Source organism: Streptomyces sp. NPDC058534 (genome assembly GCF_042717365.1).
In the GTDB taxonomy this organism is placed as follows: Bacteria; Actinomycetota; Actinomycetes; order Streptomycetales; family Streptomycetaceae; genus Streptomyces.
Genome location: NZ_JBHXNW010000042.1, coordinates 22,812 through 41,242, shown reverse-complemented (window position 1 = coordinate 41,242; position 18,431 = coordinate 22,812). Strand labels below are relative to the sequence as shown.

The following is an 18,431-nucleotide window of genomic DNA, read 5'->3' as shown; positions in this document are numbered from 1 at the left end:
GGAGGAGGGGTCGCGTGTCCGACGACACCGACAGCAACGTGATCAACCTCCCCACCCGGGACAGCGATTCCGACGAAATGCCGGACGCTCCCGACGGCGGGGAACTCTTCTATTCCGAACCGCCCGACAGCGGCTCGGGCGGTGTGGTCCCTCCGGAGTCCCCTGCGGAGACGACAATGGAACTCCCGGCTATTCGCGGGCCTATTTCCCCGGAAGCCGCTTTGCGGGAAACGGGGATGCCGGACGCCCCGGATTCCGACGACGGAGAATACGAGGAAGACGAATACGAGCAGCCTCGTTCTCTCGCCGATCGCCTCGGTGACTGGCTGGAACACCGGCTGGAAGTGGCGCGGGACCGGCACGCCGGGGAAGCGCCCTTCCGTGAGGCTGAAATAGCGCGTAAGGCTGCGCTTTTGGAGGCCCGCACCGCTGAGGAAACCGCGATGATGGAGCAGAACGCCAAGCTCCACGCCGCACAGATGAAATCGAAGGCCGACAAGGCGGCGGCGCGCGGCAAGGCCGACGCGGCGCGGTCCTCCAGCTCCGGGATGGGCGCCGACAAGGGCGGCCGTTCGAAGGCCGGCGGCGGGGGCGGCTCACGCGGCGGCGGCAACTCCGGCGGCTCAGGCCGGGGCGGAACCGGCGGCGGCCGGGGCTCGGGGACGAACGGGTCCGGTGGCACCGGTCGCGGTTCCGGGGGCGGCAACTCCCCCAAGGGAACCGGGAAGGGCTCTGATCGCTCCGCTGGTGGCCGTGGGGGCGCCTCGAAGGGCAATGAGTCGTCCGGTGGCCCGAAGGGCCGCCAGAACGGCTCTGGAGGCACCGGTGCGGGCAAGTCCGGCACAGGCAAGGGAAGTTCGGGCGGCTCGGGCAAGAACGGCTCGGGCAACTCGGGTTCCGGCAAGGGCGGCTCGAAGGGCGACGGCGGCAAGTCGAAGGACTCGCCGGCCGCCAGTCCCCGGGCCGAACGGGCCCGCGGCCGCCAGGAGCGCGCCGCCGCCCGTCAGGCCGCTCGGCAGCAGCGGCGCAGTGCGAACCAGGCGGCCAACCTCGCCGACCGCAGCAAGGACCGCGACCAGGACCGCGCCGCCAACCAGGCGGCGCGCGAGGAGCGCCGCCGGGCGAAAGCCGAGCGGAAGGCCGCGAGGCGAGCCAAGCGGGAGGCCGCCAAGGCCGCTGACGACCGCACCACCCTCGGTGCGGCCGTGGCGGAGGAAGCGCAGCGCCGCTGGGACAAGCGCCGTGGAACCGAGAAGGGCAAGTCCGCGAAGGACGACACCAAGGACGCCACCGGGGACAAGGACGCCAAGGGCTCCGAGGCCACGACCAAGAAGATGCCCAAGGACGGCCCTGAGTCGTCGTCTGACGGGCCGAAGGACGGCTCCGCGACCAAGGAGCCGGACGACGGCAAGAAGGGCGGCGAGAAGCCGTCTGACAGCCCCGGCGACAGGGACGCGAAGGACGGCGCCAAGCCCGACGACGTCAAGGACCCGCCGGGCACGGGTGACAGCGGCGACGACCGCTCGTTCAGGGAGAAGATCAAGGACTTCTTCGCCAAGCCCGAAGAGGATGCCACCCCGCCCGAGGCGGAGGAGTCGTCACGGCTCCGGCCCGAAGACCTGAAGGTCACGGTGGACCGCCCCGGCGGCCCGACCCGCTCCCCGAAGTCCGAAGAGGCTGAGGAAGTCATCCCGGACGCGGTCATCGTCGAAGACGCGGCCGACCCCTTCGGAGCCACCGTCACGAACACGGCGAGCCTCCCCCGGGCCCCCGAGCCCCACACCCAGCGCCCCGGCACCACCCGACCCACCGCACAGGAGGACCCCGTGGCATCGGAGGTCAGCAAGCCCACCTCGGGCCAGACCGGCATGGCGGCCAAGCACCGTACCGACATCACCTTCGGCGAGTACCTGATGGAGATCGTGAACATCGCGATCGCCGCCGCGCTCGACAAGGACCGCGCCCAGGAGCTGGCAGTCGCGCTCGGCAAGGTCGCCGACGCCCTGCGGGACATGGCGGCCGACCTGGTCGGCGACCACAACATCGCCACCGAGGTCGTCGACCAGGTCACGGACCTGGCCGACGCCGCGGACCGCATGAAGCAGCTCGCCGAACGGTGCGCCACCGAGTGCGAGATCGCCTCCGAGGCCGCCCGGATCGCCGCCGTGTCGGTCGGCCGCGTCTACGGCGAGGACATCGCGGCCATGGACGACGCGGGCCTGGCCCACGCCTCCGCCGCCGCCCACCACGACTAGGAAGGAGGTTCGCCGTGAGCGACCTCGCGCCCACCACCGGCGGCGGCGCTGCCGCCGCGACCGACGGCGACAACCGCTACAAGGCCGTCCAGCAGAAGCTCAAGACGCTGGGCACCGCGATGGACCTGGCCGGCGACGAGCTGGAGCAGTTGCTGCGCCGCATGCGCCTGAACGCCCAGCGCACGGAGGGCTTGGCCGTCGACATCGCCAACGCCGAACTGGACCGCAAGTTCATCGAGATGACCAACCAGGTGGCCGTCGCCCTGGGCGGCGCCGCCACCGAGGTCCAGAAGCTCCACGAGACGGCCCAGGAGGTGTCCGGCCTGGCCACGGAGGCGCGGCGTACGCACGCGCGGCTGTACGAGGGCCTGGACACCGTCCGCTCCGGCAGGCGGGAGCGCACTCCCAAGCCGGGCTTCTTCGCCCACTGACCCCTCACCTCGCCGAAGTCCCCGATGGGGGGGGGGAGCCCCAGCGCGGGGGGCCCCACCACGCCCCGCACCGGGACACGCGCCAGCAGGCGAGGGGGCCCCCCCCCCCCAGCCCGCCCCCCTCACCTCCGGGCGGCCGGGGTGGGGGGCCGCGCCCCCCCCGGGGGCCCCCCAATCGTCACTCCCGAAGGAGAACGTCCCGTGTCCGTGCCGCGCAGCGCCGCCCTGGAGCGCACCCTCTACACCCTGGCCGCCCCGGTCCTCGCCGCGGCCCCGAACCTCTACCCCGACAGCCCCGTCAACACGGTCGTGCAATTGGCGGGCGCTGCCGGCGTCGGTGGCTGGTTCCTCGCCTACAAGAGCGACGAGCCCGGCACGGGCCGCAAGATCCTGCGTTGGTCCCCGCTCGTGGCCGCCGCTGCCATCGACGTCGCGGCCCGGCACACGGTTGGCTTCGGCCCCTACTGCCTGGACGCTCTGCTGGCGGCCGGGTGGGCGGCGGCCGGTCTGCTCGTGATGCCGTTCTCCCGGCACACCCGCAGGGGCCACCGGCCCGCGCTCGCCGCCCCGGCCCCCGCCCCGCAGCTCCAGCCCGCCGCGCCCGAGCCGTCCCCTGCGCAGCCGGACGACGGCGCCGACGCCTTCACCCGGCAGGTCCGCTGGCTGTGGGAGAACCGCGGCATGCCCGGCCGCACCATCGTCATCAAGGCCACCCCGCACCCCGGCATGCCCAACGACCTGTCACTGCTGTTGCGTGCCTCCGAGGCAGGCCGGGCCATCTCCGGCCTCAAGGAGGACGACATCGCCGCCGCGTTCAGCGTCGACGTCACCGACGTGACCATCAGGGAGGTCGTCCGGCAGCACGGGCGCGAGGGCGGCCCCGCCTGGCGGGAGGTCGACGTCACCCCCAACGCAAACGACCGGCGCCGCAAGGCCCCCACCGCCCGCGAGTGGTGGGCCGACCGGATCGGCGCTGCCGGCGGGGCCGTGCCCGGCTCGGAGTTCGTCAAGGAAGTCCGCGACAACGAGCGCAAGGTCACCCACTACATCGCCCAGGTCCCTGACGAGGCGGGCGAGCCGCGCGTCAACCAGCACGCCCTGGCGGCCGCGCTGAAGACCAAGTACGACGAAGGCCGGCTGTTCGTCACCGTCGACGGCAGCCAGGTCCTGGTCTCCCTGTGGGACAGCTCGCCGCTCGCACGGTTCTTCCCCGCCACCCGGGAGCTGCTGACCCCGGACAAGGACGGCCGGTGGGTGACCGGCTACCTCGGCAACGGTCAACCCGCCCGCAACCGCGTCTACACCGACCGGGGCGCGGCTCACGGCCTGTTCGTCGCCCCGTCCGGCGGCGGAAAGACCCAGCTGATGGGCCTGCACGTCGCCGCCGACGCCCTGTTCGGCGCGGTGGTGTGGCTGGCGGCGGAAGCCCCGGACGAGAAGGCGGCCAAGCTGGGCGAGTACACCGACCGCTACGGCGTCGGCGCGCTCTACATGATCCGGCTCCTGCGGGCGCTGGACGCGCTGATGGAGATCCGCGGCGAGATGGTGTGGGAGGACGGCAGGGTCTACGACTGGGACCCGAACATGCCGGGCTGCCCCTACCGGATGCTCTCCGCCTACCTCGATGAGTTCCTCTCCGCCGCCCGCCACGGCGACTACGGAGCGGAGATCATGGACCTTGCCGAGAAGGTGTCGGTCAAGGGCCGCAAGTACGGCATCGGCATCAAGGTGGCCGGCCAGTCCATCTACGTGCAGGACGGGTTCACGCAGCTGCTGTGCGAGAACCTGCGCGAGAACTGCATCCCGGTCGTGCTGAAGGTCGCGCCCGGCAAGGTGGGCGCGATGTTCAAGGCGCTGGGCATCCCGTCCGAGAACACCCCCGACCCCCTCCCTCGCTCCTTCTCCCCCGAGGAGGCGGGCCGGATCGAGCGGGTGATGCGCGGCGAGCCCGAGCCGCCCGCCAACTCCAACACTGGCGGCGCCGGCTGGATCGTCGAAGCCAAGCAGCCCGAGGTCCTGCGCACCCTGTACATGGACTTCAAGAAGAGCCTCGACGACTACTTCCCCGACGTCATCGCCACCCTCACCGACCACGAGATCCGCGAGCTCGAAGCGCGGGACCTGTGGTTCGACTGGACCGAGCCGCCCCGGCCCGGCGAGTTCGGCAAGGAGCCGGGCGACGACGAGGACGGCGACGACGACGGTGCGCCCAAGAAGGGCGGCGGCAAGCGTCGCGGCGGCGGGAAGTCCGCCGCGCGCCGCGACGCGGTCACCTCGCCCCGCCAGGCGCTGGAGGCCATCAAGAACCTCTCCGGCGTCTGACCCACCCCCGCACCCCAACCCCCGCAGGGCCCGGCCACACCGGCCGGGCCCTGCTCACACCTGGAAGGACACACCGCCCGTGGCCGTATCGATCTCCGCCGTCGTCCTGCTCGGCATCGTCGTCTTCGTCCTCATCCGGGGCGGCTCCGTACGCCTCGGACCGGCCCTGGCCTGCGGCCTGTTCGGCTTCTTCCTCGCCTCCACCGGCGCCGCACCGCTCATCACCGACGCGATCGGCACCGTCACCGGCTGGATCTCCAGCATCTGAAACCGCCCCGGCCGCCGGCGTCGAAGGCGCCACCCCGCCCCGCGCCTTCGACGCCTCCAGGGAGCCCCGATGCCTCAGACCCGCCCCGCCACAGACCAGGCCACCCCGACCACCGCACCGCCCGCGCCGCCGACGGCGCTGTCCCTCGAGGAACGCCTGACGTTCATCAACGCGGCGATGAGCGTCAGGCTGGACGAAGCGAAGGTCGCCTACGAGGTCAACACGGCGCACATCGAGACCGAGCCCGTGGACCTGGCCGACGTCGTCACCGTTCCGCTGACCCCGACGCTCCAGCCGCCGCCGGAGTCCTACCCGACCCCGGTCGCGGCCCTTCTGCAGCGCGCGCACCACCGGCTGCTCACCGGCGGATGGTGCTCCGGCGCCCTGGTCGACGAGGACGGCGCCCGCTGCATGCTCGGAGCCATCCGAGCCGAGGCCCGCGGCGACAGCGGCCTGGAAGCCGACGCGGCCTCCGTGCTCCTGGACGCGATCCGCCGCAAGTTCGGCGACGACGTCGACTCCGTGCCGTCCTTCAACGACGCGCACGGATCAGCCCGCACCCCGCTCCGCATGGTCGACCAGGCCGCCGGCCTCGCCGACGCCCGCGGCCTCTAACCCCCTGCTCCGGACCACCTGCCTCGCACCCGAACCCTCGCGGTCGGGTGCGGGCCAGGCCGTCCGGCCTGCGCACCACCGCCCATCACACGAACCCGAGCGAGGGAGTCGCCCCGCCATGCAGTCCGACGACAAGCCCGTCAACGGCCAGCCCATCAACGGTCAGGACAACCCGAGCTTCCTCGACCTGTTCAGCCAGACGCCCCCGCCGCCCGACGAGAAGGACTGGCCCCGCCCTCCGAAGCGTTTCGCCGGGCTGCGCGAGGCGTGGGACGCGTCCTGGAAGCAGGGCGGCTTCCTGTACGAGCGGTGGGAGGACGTCCGGCACGCGCGGTTCGCGGGCTGGCACGGGATGGCCAACTGGATCAAGGCGGCGCTCAGCCTCGCCAGCGTGTGCGCGTTCATCATCGTGCTGGACGCCGCCGGCGACATCGTCTCCGCCGTGGCCCACCGGATCGCCACCGCGACCCCGGAGACACAGCTGGCGTCCGAGACCTCCAACAGCTTCTGGGCAGTGATCGACACTCCGATCCGCTCCTACATCGCCCAGCACACCGGTGACCTCGCCGTCAGCGGATCCGCCGTTTACGCCTTCTGGCAGGCGGTCGGCCTGTTCGGCCTGATCGGCGGCTTCTTCCACAGCACCGGCGCCCGCATCACCTACAGCCTCTGGGGAGCGGCCAGCGTCGGCATGGTGTGGTCCGCCTCCCCCGCCGACGGCCGCACCGTCGCCACCGGGATCGCCGTCCTCGCCTGGACCATCGCCTCCGTCTTCGCCCTGCGCGGCCTGAGCCTGCGACCGGTCATCCACACGGCCTTCCAGCCCCACATCGACATCCGCCCCCAAGTCCACGTCCCGCCGCAGCCTGTCCCTGTCCACGACGACCTGGACGACGAACCCGACAACGTCCACCCCCTCCAGCGCTGACACGGCACTGCTCCGCACCCGCAGCGCCCGCTGAGCCCTGACGCCCTGCCTGGTCCTCGCCCGCCCGTACCCCGGGCTGGCGAGGGCTGGACAGGCCGCCCGGCCACCAACTCCCGCGCCCCGCCGACGCACCGACGTCAGCGGGGCGCGGTGACACCCACCCAACCGCTGGAGGAGAACACTCGTGCTTATCCCCCGCCCGCGCCGCCGGATCGGCCGGCCCCGCCCGCAGCGTCCCGGCCCCCGCTACCCGGCCCCCCAGCGTCGACTTCCCGGCTCCTGGAGCAGGTGATGGCCGACCAGGACGAGGACCTGGTCGACGTTGACCCGTACGACCCCGGCGACGGCTCCTTACCGGTCTTCCGGTGGAGGCAGGCCGGGCGCGCGAGCCTCGCGACCCGTCGCCAGCTGCGGGAGATGGGACTGCGCCCGGGCGGACACGAGCCCGTCGCCCGGATCGAATGCCGCGGCGGGAAGCGGTGGGCGTGGTTGTACCGGATCGACTTGGCGAAGCCGAAGCTCCCGATGACGCTCGCGAAGGAGGCCGCGCTCGATAAGGCGATGGCTGCTCGCCAGACGTGTCCCGGCCCCTGTGGCCGGCGCTATTTCCACTGCCTCCCTCTGAAGACCTTGGGGTCCTGCCTGGAGTGCTTCGACGGCACGCCCGCCGGCCCCGCCTCCTACATCGCTCCCCCGGCCAAGCACCTGCTGGCCGCCTGATCCGAGAGGACACCAGCCCATGAGCACCGCCACCCTCGCCGCCTTCACCGAACCGGACCGTCCCAAGAACCTGCTGATCAGGTTCATCACCGTCGGCGGCTCGTACGTGGACGTCACCGGCCCCGGCGAGCACTCCGACAAGAACTGCTGGAACTGCCACGGCTGCGGAGAATCCTCCCAGTTGCCCGACGGGGACTTCCTGTTCTGCATCCGGCCGGACGCCAACACTCACGCCGCCACCTGCCGCGCCATCCCGCTGAAGTGACCGCCCGCCACCTGCGCGGCGCCCTGCTGCTGGCCGCCGCCGTCCCGCTCGCCGCGGCGACGGCCGCCGCCGCGCTCAGGGCCGGCCACCTCAAGGTCTACGCCGACCGGCACCGCATCGAGATCACCGCCCGGCCCCGGCCGGGTTGCCCGCGCTGCCACGGCGAGGGCGGTTGGTGGACCGGTGGCGCCTTCCCGGAGATGGAGGCGTGCGGCTGCTGGTCCGACCGGCGCGAGCTGCGCATCCGGCTCCTGCCCATCCCGGCCTGGAACGAGCCTCCGTTCTGAGCACCACCGCCCCCGGCCGGAGACCGGCCGGGGGCGAAGGCACCACGGGGCGTCCGCAGCATCGGCAAGAGGCCGGCCGCCCCGCACCCCACCCCGAATCCGAGATGAGGAGCACACCCAGCATGACCGATCGCCTCCGCGCCATCGAGGGCCTGGCCCTGGTCGCCGCCCTGACCGCCGTCTTCGACGGAGTCCACGCACTGGGGGACCAGTTCGTGCAGAACTCGCACGACGCTTCGACCAAGGGCATGTACGGCTCGCACTTGGTCTACAAGAACGACGGCTCCCCGGTGGAAGAGAACCCCTGGCGGCACGGCAAGGAAGGGCGCACCTGCACCGCCAGCGCGTACGGCCGCCGCTCGGTGAGCCGACACGTCGCCTCCTATTCGGCCGTGCAGCTCGCCTCCACCCTCGCCGTCACCCGCACCCTCGGCTACCGCGTCCCCGCCAGCGCCCTGCTCACCGGCGCCGCAATCAACGCGATCACCCACGGAATCCTGGACAGGCGCGAACCGCTGCTCTGGCTCGCGGAGAAGGCCGGCAAGGCCGGCTACATCAAGCACGCCACGGTCGTCCGCAAGGCCGGCGGCGAGGGCACCGAGTACCCCGAGGCCGTCCAGGACGTCTCCGGTCCCGGTACCGCGCTGATGGAGTTGGACCAGGCGGCGCACCGCGCGATCGGCGTGGCCGCCGCCCTGGTCACCACCTGGATCACCCTGCGCAAGGGCGACCGCCGGTGACGCCCGCGTGCGGCTGGGACCAGGCCGTCTTCCGGTGCGGACGGTGCGGCACCGAGCACACCGCCACCACCGAGGACGACTACCTCAAGGCCGTCGGTGCTCACCGTGACGCCCACGTCGTGTGGGACCGGCTCAACCCCATCGAGCGCGACGGCTTCGCCTCGATCCTGCGCACCATCCTGTCCGCGCCGGACCTGGCCGTGGAGTTCTTGGCCCTCGCCGACCGGCAGGCGACGGGAGGCGACAGCCGGTGAGCACCCCCGCCATCTTCTTCGCCACCTACACCAGCCTCGCCGGCGCGCTCATCACCCCGTTCGTGATCGCCGCCGCCCGCCGAACCATCGCCCGCATCCACGCCCAGGCCGACCAGAAGGAGCAGTAACCCCATGGCACTCACCCTCTTCTCCCGCACCCGCACCCGCACCCGCACCGCCACCGAGCCGGAGCCCACCCAGGAACCGTGGCCGGAGATCGGCGAGACCTGGAAGCCCGAGGGCGTGATCGTCACCCAGCGCTTCCTCGGACTGGCCGGGGCCGTCGTCCTCGTCTACACCGCCGACGCCGGAATCAACGGCACCTACTACGCCGTCGCCTGCCTGGGCTGCTCGTACCGCACCCGCTCCAAGACGGACCGCGACAACTACATCGCCTCCGAGCACGCGGGCGGGGAGATCGCGAACGCCCACGCCGCCCAGTGCCGGGCGCTGCCCCGCGACCTGCCCACCCGCCCCGACGACGACACCGCCCGCGAGATCGTGCGCCGCCGGGTGAACGCGGAGCGCCGCTCCGACTACGACTCCACGGTCTACCTCACCGCCTTCCACCTGGACCGCCTCGCCCTCCAGCGCTCCACCGAGTGGATCGAGGAGGAGCTGCAGCGCCTCGCGGACGAGGAGCCGGAGTTCCTGACCGCCAAGCCGCGTACCTACGGCACCGGCACCGAGTTCACGATCCTGCGCCGTCCCAAGCGCTGACCGGACGCTCTCCGTACGGCCCCGCCGCACCGCCCCCGGGCGGGCGACGGCGGGGTCGTGCGGTGTCCGTCCGGTCAGCCGAGACCGGACGACCGGCCCTCCCCGGAGGTCACCGTGCCCCTCGCCCGCCGCTCCCTCATGGAAGCCGCCGCCGCCCGCTTCGGCTGGCGCCGCGCCTACGGCGACACCACACAGGTCGACGCGCTGCTCACCGAGCAGACCGAGACCGCGTACACCGAGGCCGCCGACCACGCGGCCCTGGCGACCGCGAAGAACGACGACGTCCTCACCGTGCAGCCCTGCGTCCTGGACGTCCGCGGCCGCGTCCTGGCCGACGTTCTCTACCTGGAGGGCGTCCTGACCGGCGCCCGCAACCGCAGCCTGCCCCTGGAGCTCATCGAGCGCCTGGAGGACGCCGTCGGCCACGGCCACGAGCTGACCGTGCTGCTCGCGGACACCGTCCGCATCACCGCCGTCCACGCGACCGGCCACTGAGCGCCGGGTCACGACCAGCGACGGAGGGAGATGGGCCGTCATGCCGCTTCGCTACTTCGAGGTTGACGTCCCGATACACCACACCACCAACCGCCAGCTGAAGGGCGTACACGTCTTCACCGGCGAGGCGTCGTCCAAGAGCGAGGCCCTGCGCATCGCGCACGAGGTGTACGACGCGGCGCTCGCCGCGCAGCAGGCCGGACACGAGGTTCCCGGCAGGCAGGCCGGCGGCTGGGGAGCGCGGGGGCTTCGGCCCGACTGGGCGCTCGACTGGCAGGCCGCAAAGGCCAGCCCTTGGAACGACCCCTACAGCTGGCTCAGCCACGAGCCCTTCGAGCTGTAGGTCCGCCCCGGGACGGCCGCCAAAGGCCGGAAAACCAGTCGGCCGCCCCGGGCCACCCATCCCGTACATGACGAGAGGGAGAGACCAGTATGGCCTCCACCGTGCGCGTACAGGCCCCGATCGGGCAACGCGCCCTGTTCATCACCACGCTCGCCGTGCCGCTGACCGGCTGGACCGTGCACGCGGTCAGCCTGCACAGGAAGCTGTCCGCCGCCCGCCGCGACCCGCTGACGGGTCTGCTCGGGCGCGACGGCTTCACCGCCAAGGCCCGGCAGATCACCGACCGGTACGGCGACCGCGCCCTGGTCGGGATCGTGGACCTGGACCACTTCAAGCAGATCAATGACGGACCGGGCGGGCACGCCGCCGGCGACCGCGTCCTGGCCGTCACCGCCGCCCGGCTCACAGCCTGGGCGGGCAGCCGCGGGGCGGTCGGCCGACTCGGAGGGGACGAGTTCGCCTTCGCCGTGCGGATCGGACCCGCCCGCCGCGAGTTCCGTCTCGCCCAGCTCACGCAGCTGCTCGCGCAGCCCGTCCAGGTCGACGACGGCGCCCTGGTCGACGTCGCCGCATCCGTCGGCGCCGCCTGCCCGGCCATCCTCGGCACCCGCGACCTGTCCCCGCTTCTGCGGGCCGCCGACGCCGCGATGTACGCGGGCAAGCACACCGGCCGCGCCGTCCTCGCCGGACCGCAGCACGCCACCGTGCCCTCCATCAACGGGCGCCGCGCCGGACGGCCGGGCACCAGCACCCTGGGGCGGGCGGCATGAGCGAGACCACCACTGCCGACCCGGGCACCTGGATCCGGGGCATCACGATCCGCCAGCCCTGGACGACCTGCATCCTCGCCGGGAAGGACGTGGAGAACAGGCCGGCCCCCTGGTCCTGGCGCGGCTGGCTGCTGCTGCACGCCGGCCAGGCCACCGAACGGGCCCCGATGCGCGACCCGCTGGTCGCCACCGCGATCCGCGGCCGCGCCCTGCACACCCGGGCCGTCATCGGCGTAGCCCGCCTCACCGACTGCCACCAGGACGCCGCCGGCTCCGCCCCGTGCTCCCGCTGGGCGCAGCCCGACGCATTCCACCTGGTCCTCTCCGACGTCCAGGAGCTCGCGCTCCCTATCCCGTGGCTGAACGGACAGCTCGGGCCGTGGCGCCCGACGCAGGACCTCGTGGACCAGGTCCTCCTCCAACTCCCCCACCTCGCTTCGGAGGGCACCTCATGAGCGGCAACCGCACCGGCATCGCCAAGTTGCCGGACATCGTCCTCGCCGACGACCGGATCCCCTTCCCTCACACCGACCAGGCCCTGAGCTGCCGCACGGAACCCGGCCTGTTCGCCATCGAGGACATCCACAACACCGACGAAGACCCCCGCGCCCGGGAGAAGGCGCTCGTCAAGGCCAAGCACGCCTGCTCCGGCTGCCCGATCGTCACGGGCTGCCTGAAGTGGGCGCTCGCCAACGCCGACCTGACGAAGAACGGGGTGTGGGCGGCGACCACCGCCCGCGACCGCAAGCAGCTGCGCAAGCAGCTCGTGGCGCGGCTCGGGGACGACTGGGTCGGCGTGGTCGCCGAACAGGACCGCCGCCGCCGTGAGCGGCAGCGCGCGCCGCGTGCCGTGCCGCCGACCGTCCGCGAACTCGCCCTCGCCCGCCTCGAGCTGGAGGGCATCCCCACCCGGCCCGCGCCGTACAACCGCTGGAAGGAACCGATCACCCCCGCACAGGCCGCGTCCAACCGGCGCGTGCTGGAGCTGGTCGCCAGCGGTAAGGCCGCGTGATGTTCACCGACTGGACCGAAGCCCTCGAGGCCGAAGCGCTGCCCCTGGACCCGAACCCGGCACAGCAGCTCGCCGCCGCGGCCCGGGTCACCGCCCGCAGCTCCCGCGACAAGGACGACCTCGGGCTGCTCCTGGACGCCCTCGGGCTGCCCACCGACACCGACACCCTCACCGCCCTGCTCCCCCTCATCCCGGAAACCGGAGACGCACCCACCATGACGAACACCCCCGCCGCCCCGGCCCTGTCCGCGCACGAGGCCATGGCAATCTCCATGCACAACAACGGCGACACCGAGCAGGCCATCCGCGAGGCCACCGGCCTGAGCGAGACCGAACTCAGCGGCCTCATCGCCAACCAGGTCCTCGGACTGCCCCGCCCGGCCGCCGACGCCCCGGCCACCGACGTCCCCGTCATCCCGCTCCCCGTCTCCAACGCGCTCCAGGAGCTGATCGACTGGGCGGCCGCGCACCCGACCGCCGGAGTCCGCAGCCGCGCCGCCCGCATCACCGCCGACCTCTCCGAGCTGACCGACCGCCGCGACAGCGAGGCCGCCCAGCGCGAAGCCGAAGCGAAGGTCGTCAAGGCCCGCGCCGAACTGGAGAAGGCACAGGAGGAGCTGCGCACCGTTAAGGCCGGCACCCGCACCACCACGACGGCCGCCACCGCGCCCACCCCGATCCGCTCGGGCCTGGGCAGCGGACGCACCCGGGAGGAGCTCGCCGCCATCAGGACGTGGGCCCGCGCCAACGGCCACCAGGTCGCCGACGCCGGGATGGTGCGCAAGGCGGTTCTGGACGCCTACGACGCCGCCCACCAGACCCCGGCACGGAAGGCCGGCTGACCGTGGCCAACGACGACGCGATAGCCCTGGACGGCTTCCTGGACGAAGAGACCGTGCCCGGCGACCTGCACGGAACGACGGCGAGGTTCCGCCTCACCATCTCCCCCACGGACGAGCGCACGGACGAGATGATCCTGCCCTGCAGCGTCACCGACTCCGAGCTGGCGCACGCGGTCATCCACGACCTGGTCCCTGGCGACAAGCTCCGCGTCACCGGCCACCTCCGGCTGCCCCGCACGCCGGACGAGCCGATGTGGCTGGTCGTCACCACGCTCGCCGTGCTGGAGACCGCACCGCAGCCCTCCGACCCGGCCACCATCGCCACGGCCCTCATCGAGCGCTACGGGCCGTACGTCTGCTGGTTCGACGCCGACACCACCGACGTGGAGGTCTTCACCGAGACCGGCGCGTGGGTCGGCACCGCACCCGAGCCGAACGACCTGGGCGAACTGCTCGAAGCCTTCGAGTACCGCCAGGCCGCCGGCGGCGAGTAGCGGATCCGCCGTGCCTATCCGTCCCGAGAACCAGCACCGCTACCCGCGCGACTGGAACGAGATCAGCGCGCGGATCCGGTTCGAGCGGGCAGGCGGCCGCTGCGAGTGCACGGGCCAGTGCGGCCTGGCGCACCCCGGCGGCCGCTGCCCCGCCGTCCACGAGCAGCTCCACCCCGACACCGGCTCCGTGGTCGGCCTCACCACCGCCCACCTCAACCACACCCCCGAAGACGTGCGAGACGAGAACCTGCTCGCCGCCTGCCAGCTGTGCCACCTGCGCATCGACCACGGCCACCACCGGGTCACCCGCTCGATCACCCTCGCCGCCCGCGCGGCCGCCGCCGGACAGCTCGGCTTCCTCGCCGACGCCGACCTCGAGCGCATCGAGCCGCCGGCCCCGCCCCGGCCGTCCGCGCCCCGCAAAGGACGCCCCGCACTCCAGCTCTCCTTCACCGACCAGGAGGCATCCTGATGCCCGACCAGTCCACGCGCACCGTCCTGGAGCGCTTCCCCGCCGGCGCCCCCCGCGGCTCCTGGCCCGCCGACGAGTACGCCGCCGCCCAGCGCGCCCAGGGCACACCGGCGCAGGTCGTGATGGACCTCGGCAGCGACCAGTTCCTCGTGGTCACCGACACCGCCGCTCAGTAGCACCACGGAGTTCCGCGCCCGCCCGGCGCGGAGCTCCGCCCGTCTCGCCCTTCCACCACCGCGCAGGAGGCACCCCCTTGCATCCGATCCGTCTGACCTCGTTCGGCTACCTGCACCTGCCCACCAGCCCCGACGGCGTCCCCGTCCCGCCCGCCGCCGACCGGATCGAGGACGTCCGCGACCGGCTCCGTGACCCCGCCGCAGCCAGTGACATCCTCGACCTCGACGGCCTCGACCCCCGCGTTCAGGACGTCGTCCTGAACACCCCCGGCGCCCGCGAGCTGCTCGCCAACCTCGCCGACTATGCCAACCTCCCCGCCGGCCCCCACCACATCGCCATCGGCTGTGCGGGAGGCAGGCATCGTGCCAGCGGTCTTACCGAACTCCTTGCCCGAGCAATCGGGGACCGCGGCCGCGAGGTCGTTGTCGAGCACCTGCACGTCCATCTGCCGCGCGTTCTCAAGACGCCCGCCGGCCCCCACACCGCCCACGCTGAGCAGGAGACCGTCCGATGATCCGTCGCTTCCGCCGCTGCGGCCACGCCCCCGGCGCCATCTCCCCCGAGGACCAGGCCGTCGTCGACCAGTTCCGCGCGACGCTCACCGCCCTGCGCAGTCCCGAGCCCTGGGCGCCCGGCAGCGCCCGGGACATCGCCGTGCGGATTGGCCCGTTCGTGGAACGCGCGCACACCCGGCCCGGTGACGACCACGGCCCCGACCTGATCGCCGTCGCCCTGGTCCACCCCGACACTCCGCACGCCGCGGCCTACCTCCACGGCCGCCAGCTCGGCTACACCGAATGCGGCTGGCTGCGCTGCAAGACGAGCACGATCCTCGGCTTCTGGCAGCCCGGCTACGCGATGCTCACCCACGCCGCCGCCGATCTTCCCCTGCCCGCCGACATCGGCATGGAGCTCGCGCACTACGCCCTCTACATCGAGGCCCGGAAATGCGACGACAGCCTCGACGGCTACACCCTGCTGCGCCTCGGGCCGTACACCCAGACCCGGCACGCCCAGCAGGACTACGACCGGCTCACCGCCGCGCTGGACGGACGCGAGACCACCATCTCGCCCGGGTTCCGCGTCACCGCGCGGTTCGGGCCGTTCGACGTCAGCGACCACCAGCTGTTCGCCGACCCGTACGAGGCCGACGCCGTGGCGCTCCTGGACGCCGCCCTCGCGGGCGTGAGCGCATGACCGCCCCGGCCGCCATCAGCCTCTCCAACCCTGACTCAGGCGCACCCGCGACCTGGGCGGCCTGACAACCGAAGGCCCGGCACCCCCGCAGATCGATCGCGGGGTGCCGGGCCTTCTTGTGTTTCAGGGGCCCTCCGGCGAGTCGTTCGCTCCAGCCGGACCGCGATGGCTTTGCTGTCCGAGTGGACACCAGGAACCTCATGGACTATCCGGACGAACTCGCCGACCTGCTGCGTGAGCGGTTCGGTCCGCAGAGGGAGCGCAGCCAGCCCACCCGGTGCAGGGCGGCGGTCTACATGACCAAAGCGATGGCCGGCCTTCTCGGTGAGGACGACTTCGCGGCCTTCCTCCAGGCCGCGCTCCGGGCCGACATTGCCAGCCAGCAGCAGGGAACCGTCTCCCCGATTCCTCAGCCGTTCATTGATCATTTCGCCCGTGAGCTGAGCACTCACCTCGGACCGCTTGAGGGAGCGGAGGGCCGCCAGGAGGCGTGGCACATCCTGCTCGCTCTTCACGCCATCCTTGAGCCGGACCTGGTCGGCCCGTTCATCCGCTGCGCGTCCGATGCCCTGGAGAACGTCCGGCAAGATGCGCGACGCCTGGCTGGTGCACAGGCAAGATGAAGGCGCCGCGCAAGATCAAGGCCCCAGGTCACAACCCTCCGTAGGGTGAGGACACGGGTGCTTCCCAGATTCGGGAAACGGTCCACGGAGCATGGACCGAGCCCTACCGACTCCTCACCCACGCCCTCGCAGGACGCGGTCTCCCACCCGACATCGACCTCAGTGCCTGAGTACACGAAGCGGCCCCCACCGTCCCGGATCTTGCGGTCCGAGCGGCGGGGGCCGCTTTTCGTGTTTCTGGGGCTGTCAGGCCGCCGTCGACTCCGAGACGGGCGCCTTGATCTCCACCTCTATGCCGACTGAAGCCGACAGTGCCTCGATCAACTCACGCACCATCGTGCGGGTGCCCTCGGGGTTGCGCTCCATCGCGGCCTGGAGCGTGCCCGAGTCCAGCTTCTTCGTCACCCGGGTCAGCGCCTTATAGGGGTCGCGGGCAGCGGGGAGCTCGGTCTTGCCTTCGATGCTCGCGAGGTAGGCGAGCACGGCTTCCTCGGTGGCCTTCTTCTTGCCGGCCGCCTCGGGGGGGAACGACTGGACGGCGCCCTTCACCATGTCTGACGTGACGCTCAGCTGCTTCACCTGGATGAGGGCCAGGTAGAGCAGCGCGGCGGCATCGACGCCGTGCTCTTCAGTGAGGGAGACCAGCTCCCGGGCCTGAGCGATGCCCAGCTTTTTGGAAACTACAGTTTCCAAATCGTTCGATTTTCCGTGGACCAATTCGAACAGCTTCTCTGTGATCTTCCACGTCTTGATCAGCTGGTTCGCGTACTGCGGAGTGATGTCCCACAGCTCGTTGCAGTAGTCCTCGAACGTCTTGCGCGTCGCCCGGTACAGCTTGCCGTCCCGAATCACCTGAAGCGCTTTGCCAGCCGCCCAGTACGCGATCCGCAGGTTCTCGAGCGCGGCCTCGCAGCGCACCAGGAGCTCCCGCTCCTGAGCGATGAGGACCGGGGTGTCGGAGAGCTGCTTCGTCGGCAGGTGGTCGATGGAGCGGGCCAGCGCCACGGCCGTGTCGGGCTTGCCGGGGCCCTGCGGGCCGCCCGTGTTGATCTGTCGTCCCATCAGAGCATCTGTTCCATCGTCAGGGCGACGCGCATGAAGTCCTCGCGGGCGTTCAGCGCGGTGCCGCTCATCCTGTACTCAGTGACGAGCGTGCCGTTCTCGTAGGCGTGCTCGTGGATGGTGTATCGGCGGATCGGGTCGGTAACGCGCGGATAGTTCCGCTCGTCAACCCACGCCTTCACCTTGTTCAGCTGCACTTCTTGTCGGTCCTTGCCGGGGTCGTGCATGTTGATCACAACAAGGAACGGGATACCGCGCGGCTTGAGAACCCGCTCGATCGTGAACTCGCACTCATCCCAGGTGATTTTGGACGGAGTGATAGGCACGATCGCCAGATCTGCCACCTCCAGGACCTCGCGTAGAGCGTCGGCTGTCCGGCTCTCGCCGAGAGGGTCCGCGCCCCACTCGGCATCAGGATCGACGTCCAAGAAGCCGGGGGTATCGACGATGATGCGACGCCGCTCGGGGTCCTCCACGATGCCCGGGATTATGCCGAGCTTGCTCTTGGTGACGACGTAGTCGAACGGCAGCGCCGCCTCGCGCACACCTGCGCACCACTTCTCCAGGGTGCCCTGGACGTCGATGCCGGCCGCGACGACGGGGGAGCCAGCGTCTTCGTCCCCGCTGGGCATCACCGCCGACCTGCCTGCACAGGCGGCCGTGTTCACCGCGATCGTGGACTTGCCCGCGCCGCCCTTCTGCTGAATGACGACGATCACCTTCGCCCGGCCGTTGCGGGCTGCGGTATCGGTGGCGCGTTGCGCGACTGTGGATGTGGTCATCCGGGGGCCTTCCAGTCGTCCGTTGATTTCACCGCCCAGTGCGGCTACTCGGACGCGGCACAGCTTGCCAGACGGACAAGATCACACGCGGGCACCCCGCCGAAAGGTCACCTGCGGGTGGGATGGGCGGCCATGGTCTGGCATCCGAGGGATCTCGGATCCACACAGCGGGCCGGGGTCAGGCGAGGGCGTCGTGTCGGCCATGTCGTGGCGCAGTATTCGCACGGCTCGTTCGGAGCGGCACGCCCACGTAAGGAGCACATGGCCAGTTGGCGATCGGCAGCGCTCTACGGTTCGGGGTGGCATGTCACGAACGCCTACCGCCGCCGCAGCGCCCACGCCGCTTGTGACCCAGTC

General features: G+C 71.8%; 27 protein-coding genes. 25 read left to right on the top strand and 2 right to left on the bottom strand.

The annotated features are described in order from the left end of the window. The first annotated feature begins 14 nt into the window (after window positions 1–14). The 25 genes from ACFWR9_RS24800 (at window position 15) to ACFWR9_RS24680 (ending at window position 16,230) form a co-directional block, all read left to right on the top strand. A complete protein-coding gene (locus tag ACFWR9_RS24800) occupies window positions 15–2,255 on the top strand; it encodes an ATP/GTP-binding protein (protein ID WP_383845822.1) in 2,241 nt (746 codons plus the stop codon). Window positions 2,256–2,269: 14 nt separating this feature from the next. Continuing rightward, window positions 2,270–2,686 carry a conjugal transfer protein TraB gene (locus tag ACFWR9_RS24795; protein ID WP_383845820.1) on the top strand — a complete coding sequence of 139 codons (417 nt, stop codon included), beginning with the start codon at window positions 2,270–2,272 and terminating at the stop codon, window positions 2,684–2,686. A 201-nt stretch (window positions 2,687–2,887) separates the two neighbouring features. Beyond that, window positions 2,888–5,008 (top strand): chromosome segregation protein ParM, encoded by a 2,121-nt coding sequence (locus ACFWR9_RS24790; RefSeq protein WP_383845819.1) that lies wholly within the window; start codon window positions 2,888–2,890, stop codon window positions 5,006–5,008. 79 nt (window positions 5,009–5,087) lie between these two features. Further along, the gene (locus tag ACFWR9_RS24785; RefSeq protein ID WP_199579408.1) at window positions 5,088–5,276 is read left to right on the top strand and encodes a hypothetical protein; all 189 of its coding nucleotides are present in this window, start codon (window positions 5,088–5,090) and stop codon (window positions 5,274–5,276) included. A 69-nt stretch (window positions 5,277–5,345) separates the two neighbouring features. Next, window positions 5,346–5,891 (top strand): hypothetical protein, encoded by a 546-nt coding sequence (locus ACFWR9_RS24780; protein ID WP_383845816.1) that lies wholly within the window; start codon window positions 5,346–5,348, stop codon window positions 5,889–5,891. 118 nt (window positions 5,892–6,009) lie between these two features. Then, window positions 6,010–6,819 carry a hypothetical protein gene (locus tag ACFWR9_RS24775; protein WP_383845815.1) on the top strand — a complete coding sequence of 270 codons (810 nt, stop codon included), beginning with the start codon at window positions 6,010–6,012 and terminating at the stop codon, window positions 6,817–6,819. A 291-nt stretch (window positions 6,820–7,110) separates the two neighbouring features. After that, complete coding sequence (locus ACFWR9_RS24770) at window positions 7,111–7,539, top strand: RRQRL motif-containing zinc-binding protein (RefSeq protein ID WP_383845813.1); 429 nt, start codon at window positions 7,111–7,113, stop codon at window positions 7,537–7,539. A 19-nt stretch (window positions 7,540–7,558) separates the two neighbouring features. Next, window positions 7,559–7,804 (top strand): hypothetical protein, encoded by a 246-nt coding sequence (locus ACFWR9_RS24765; protein WP_383845811.1) that lies wholly within the window; start codon window positions 7,559–7,561, stop codon window positions 7,802–7,804. Beyond that, entirely contained in the window at window positions 7,801–8,091 is a 291-nt protein-coding gene (locus tag ACFWR9_RS24760; protein ID WP_383845809.1) for a hypothetical protein, read from the top strand. Before ACFWR9_RS24765 ends, ACFWR9_RS24760 begins: the two co-directional genes overlap by 4 nt. A gap of 122 nt (window positions 8,092–8,213) precedes the next feature. Next, a complete protein-coding gene (locus ACFWR9_RS24755; RefSeq protein WP_383845807.1) occupies window positions 8,214–8,831 on the top strand; it encodes a hypothetical protein in 618 nt (205 codons plus the stop codon). Next, window positions 8,828–9,085: a hypothetical protein gene (locus ACFWR9_RS24750; protein ID WP_383845805.1), complete on the top strand. Its 258-nt coding sequence runs from the start codon at window positions 8,828–8,830 to the stop codon at window positions 9,083–9,085. The genes ACFWR9_RS24755 and ACFWR9_RS24750 overlap by 4 nt, the downstream gene beginning before the upstream one ends. Further along, window positions 9,082–9,213, top strand: coding sequence for a hypothetical protein (locus ACFWR9_RS24745; protein WP_383845803.1), 132 nt, complete (start codon window positions 9,082–9,084; stop codon window positions 9,211–9,213). Before ACFWR9_RS24750 ends, ACFWR9_RS24745 begins: the two co-directional genes overlap by 4 nt. Before the next feature lie 4 nt (window positions 9,214–9,217). Further along, on the top strand, window positions 9,218–9,805 hold the full coding sequence (locus tag ACFWR9_RS24740) for a hypothetical protein (RefSeq protein ID WP_383845801.1): 588 nt from the start codon (window positions 9,218–9,220) through the stop codon (window positions 9,803–9,805). A 114-nt stretch (window positions 9,806–9,919) separates the two neighbouring features. Next, a complete protein-coding gene (locus ACFWR9_RS24735) occupies window positions 9,920–10,300 on the top strand; it encodes a hypothetical protein (protein WP_383845799.1) in 381 nt (126 codons plus the stop codon). 40 nt (window positions 10,301–10,340) lie between these two features. Further along, a complete protein-coding gene (locus ACFWR9_RS24730) occupies window positions 10,341–10,643 on the top strand; it encodes a hypothetical protein (protein WP_383845797.1) in 303 nt (100 codons plus the stop codon). An 89-nt stretch (window positions 10,644–10,732) separates the two neighbouring features. Beyond that, complete coding sequence (locus ACFWR9_RS24725; protein WP_383845795.1) at window positions 10,733–11,413, top strand: GGDEF domain-containing protein; 681 nt, start codon at window positions 10,733–10,735, stop codon at window positions 11,411–11,413. Continuing rightward, on the top strand, window positions 11,410–11,868 hold the full coding sequence (locus tag ACFWR9_RS24720) for a hypothetical protein (RefSeq protein WP_383845793.1): 459 nt from the start codon (window positions 11,410–11,412) through the stop codon (window positions 11,866–11,868). The genes ACFWR9_RS24725 and ACFWR9_RS24720 overlap by 4 nt, the downstream gene beginning before the upstream one ends. After that, window positions 11,865–12,425 (top strand): WhiB family transcriptional regulator, encoded by a 561-nt coding sequence (locus ACFWR9_RS24715; RefSeq protein ID WP_383845792.1) that lies wholly within the window; start codon window positions 11,865–11,867, stop codon window positions 12,423–12,425. Before ACFWR9_RS24720 ends, ACFWR9_RS24715 begins: the two co-directional genes overlap by 4 nt. Further along, on the top strand, window positions 12,425–13,267 hold the full coding sequence (locus ACFWR9_RS24710; RefSeq protein ID WP_383845790.1) for a histone-like nucleoid-structuring protein Lsr2: 843 nt from the start codon (window positions 12,425–12,427) through the stop codon (window positions 13,265–13,267). Before ACFWR9_RS24715 ends, ACFWR9_RS24710 begins: the two co-directional genes overlap by 1 nt. A 2-nt stretch (window positions 13,268–13,269) precedes the next feature. After that, window positions 13,270–13,761: a hypothetical protein gene (locus tag ACFWR9_RS24705; RefSeq protein ID WP_383845788.1), complete on the top strand. Its 492-nt coding sequence runs from the start codon at window positions 13,270–13,272 to the stop codon at window positions 13,759–13,761. A gap of 10 nt (window positions 13,762–13,771) precedes the next feature. Further along, on the top strand, window positions 13,772–14,233 hold the full coding sequence (locus tag ACFWR9_RS24700) for a hypothetical protein (RefSeq protein ID WP_383845786.1): 462 nt from the start codon (window positions 13,772–13,774) through the stop codon (window positions 14,231–14,233). Further along, window positions 14,233–14,409: a hypothetical protein gene (locus ACFWR9_RS24695; protein WP_383845784.1), complete on the top strand. Its 177-nt coding sequence runs from the start codon at window positions 14,233–14,235 to the stop codon at window positions 14,407–14,409. Before ACFWR9_RS24700 ends, ACFWR9_RS24695 begins: the two co-directional genes overlap by 1 nt. Before the next feature lie 77 nt (window positions 14,410–14,486). After that, window positions 14,487–14,924, top strand: coding sequence for a hypothetical protein (locus ACFWR9_RS24690; RefSeq protein ID WP_383845782.1), 438 nt, complete (start codon window positions 14,487–14,489; stop codon window positions 14,922–14,924). Continuing rightward, complete coding sequence (locus tag ACFWR9_RS24685; RefSeq protein WP_383845781.1) at window positions 14,921–15,607, top strand: hypothetical protein; 687 nt, start codon at window positions 14,921–14,923, stop codon at window positions 15,605–15,607. The genes ACFWR9_RS24690 and ACFWR9_RS24685 overlap by 4 nt, the downstream gene beginning before the upstream one ends. A gap of 182 nt (window positions 15,608–15,789) precedes the next feature. Next, complete coding sequence (locus tag ACFWR9_RS24680; protein ID WP_383845779.1) at window positions 15,790–16,230, top strand: hypothetical protein; 441 nt, start codon at window positions 15,790–15,792, stop codon at window positions 16,228–16,230. 246 nt (window positions 16,231–16,476) lie between these two features. Here the strand turns inward: ACFWR9_RS24680 and ACFWR9_RS24675 are convergent, their stop codons facing one another. Together ACFWR9_RS24675 and ACFWR9_RS24670 are read right to left on the bottom strand one after the other, a co-directional pair. Further along, the gene (locus ACFWR9_RS24675) at window positions 16,477–17,292 is read right to left on the bottom strand and encodes a hypothetical protein (protein WP_383845777.1); all 816 of its coding nucleotides are present in this window, start codon (window positions 17,290–17,292) and stop codon (window positions 16,477–16,479) included. After that, the gene (locus tag ACFWR9_RS24670; protein ID WP_383845775.1) at window positions 17,292–18,074 is read right to left on the bottom strand and encodes a ParA family protein; all 783 of its coding nucleotides are present in this window, start codon (window positions 18,072–18,074) and stop codon (window positions 17,292–17,294) included. The genes ACFWR9_RS24675 and ACFWR9_RS24670 overlap by 1 nt, the downstream gene beginning before the upstream one ends. Window positions 18,075–18,431 lie beyond the last annotated feature (357 nt).

Coding starts and splice junctions, on each gene's coding strand:
- ACFWR9_RS24725 (WP_383845795.1), top strand. CDS start 10,733: ATGGCCTCCACCGTGCGCGTACAGGCCCCGATCGGGCAACGCGCCCTG.
- ACFWR9_RS24670 (WP_383845775.1), bottom strand. CDS start 18,074: ATGACCACATCCACAGTCGCGCAACGCGCCACCGATACCGCAGCCCGC.
- ACFWR9_RS24775 (WP_383845815.1), top strand. CDS start 6,010: ATGCAGTCCGACGACAAGCCCGTCAACGGCCAGCCCATCAACGGTCAG.
- ACFWR9_RS24710 (WP_383845790.1), top strand. CDS start 12,425: ATGTTCACCGACTGGACCGAAGCCCTCGAGGCCGAAGCGCTGCCCCTG.
- ACFWR9_RS24675 (WP_383845777.1), bottom strand. CDS start 17,292: ATGGGACGACAGATCAACACGGGCGGCCCGCAGGGCCCCGGCAAGCCC.
- ACFWR9_RS24720 (WP_383845793.1), top strand. CDS start 11,410: ATGAGCGAGACCACCACTGCCGACCCGGGCACCTGGATCCGGGGCATC.
- ACFWR9_RS24755 (WP_383845807.1), top strand. CDS start 8,214: ATGACCGATCGCCTCCGCGCCATCGAGGGCCTGGCCCTGGTCGCCGCC.
- ACFWR9_RS24740 (WP_383845801.1), top strand. CDS start 9,218: ATGGCACTCACCCTCTTCTCCCGCACCCGCACCCGCACCCGCACCGCC.
- ACFWR9_RS24765 (WP_383845811.1), top strand. CDS start 7,559: ATGAGCACCGCCACCCTCGCCGCCTTCACCGAACCGGACCGTCCCAAG.
- ACFWR9_RS24685 (WP_383845781.1), top strand. CDS start 14,921: ATGATCCGTCGCTTCCGCCGCTGCGGCCACGCCCCCGGCGCCATCTCC.
- ACFWR9_RS24715 (WP_383845792.1), top strand. CDS start 11,865: ATGAGCGGCAACCGCACCGGCATCGCCAAGTTGCCGGACATCGTCCTC.
- ACFWR9_RS24730 (WP_383845797.1), top strand. CDS start 10,341: ATGCCGCTTCGCTACTTCGAGGTTGACGTCCCGATACACCACACCACC.
- ACFWR9_RS24770 (WP_383845813.1), top strand. CDS start 7,111: ATGGCCGACCAGGACGAGGACCTGGTCGACGTTGACCCGTACGACCCC.
- ACFWR9_RS24695 (WP_383845784.1), top strand. CDS start 14,233: ATGCCCGACCAGTCCACGCGCACCGTCCTGGAGCGCTTCCCCGCCGGC.
- ACFWR9_RS24780 (WP_383845816.1), top strand. CDS start 5,346: ATGCCTCAGACCCGCCCCGCCACAGACCAGGCCACCCCGACCACCGCA.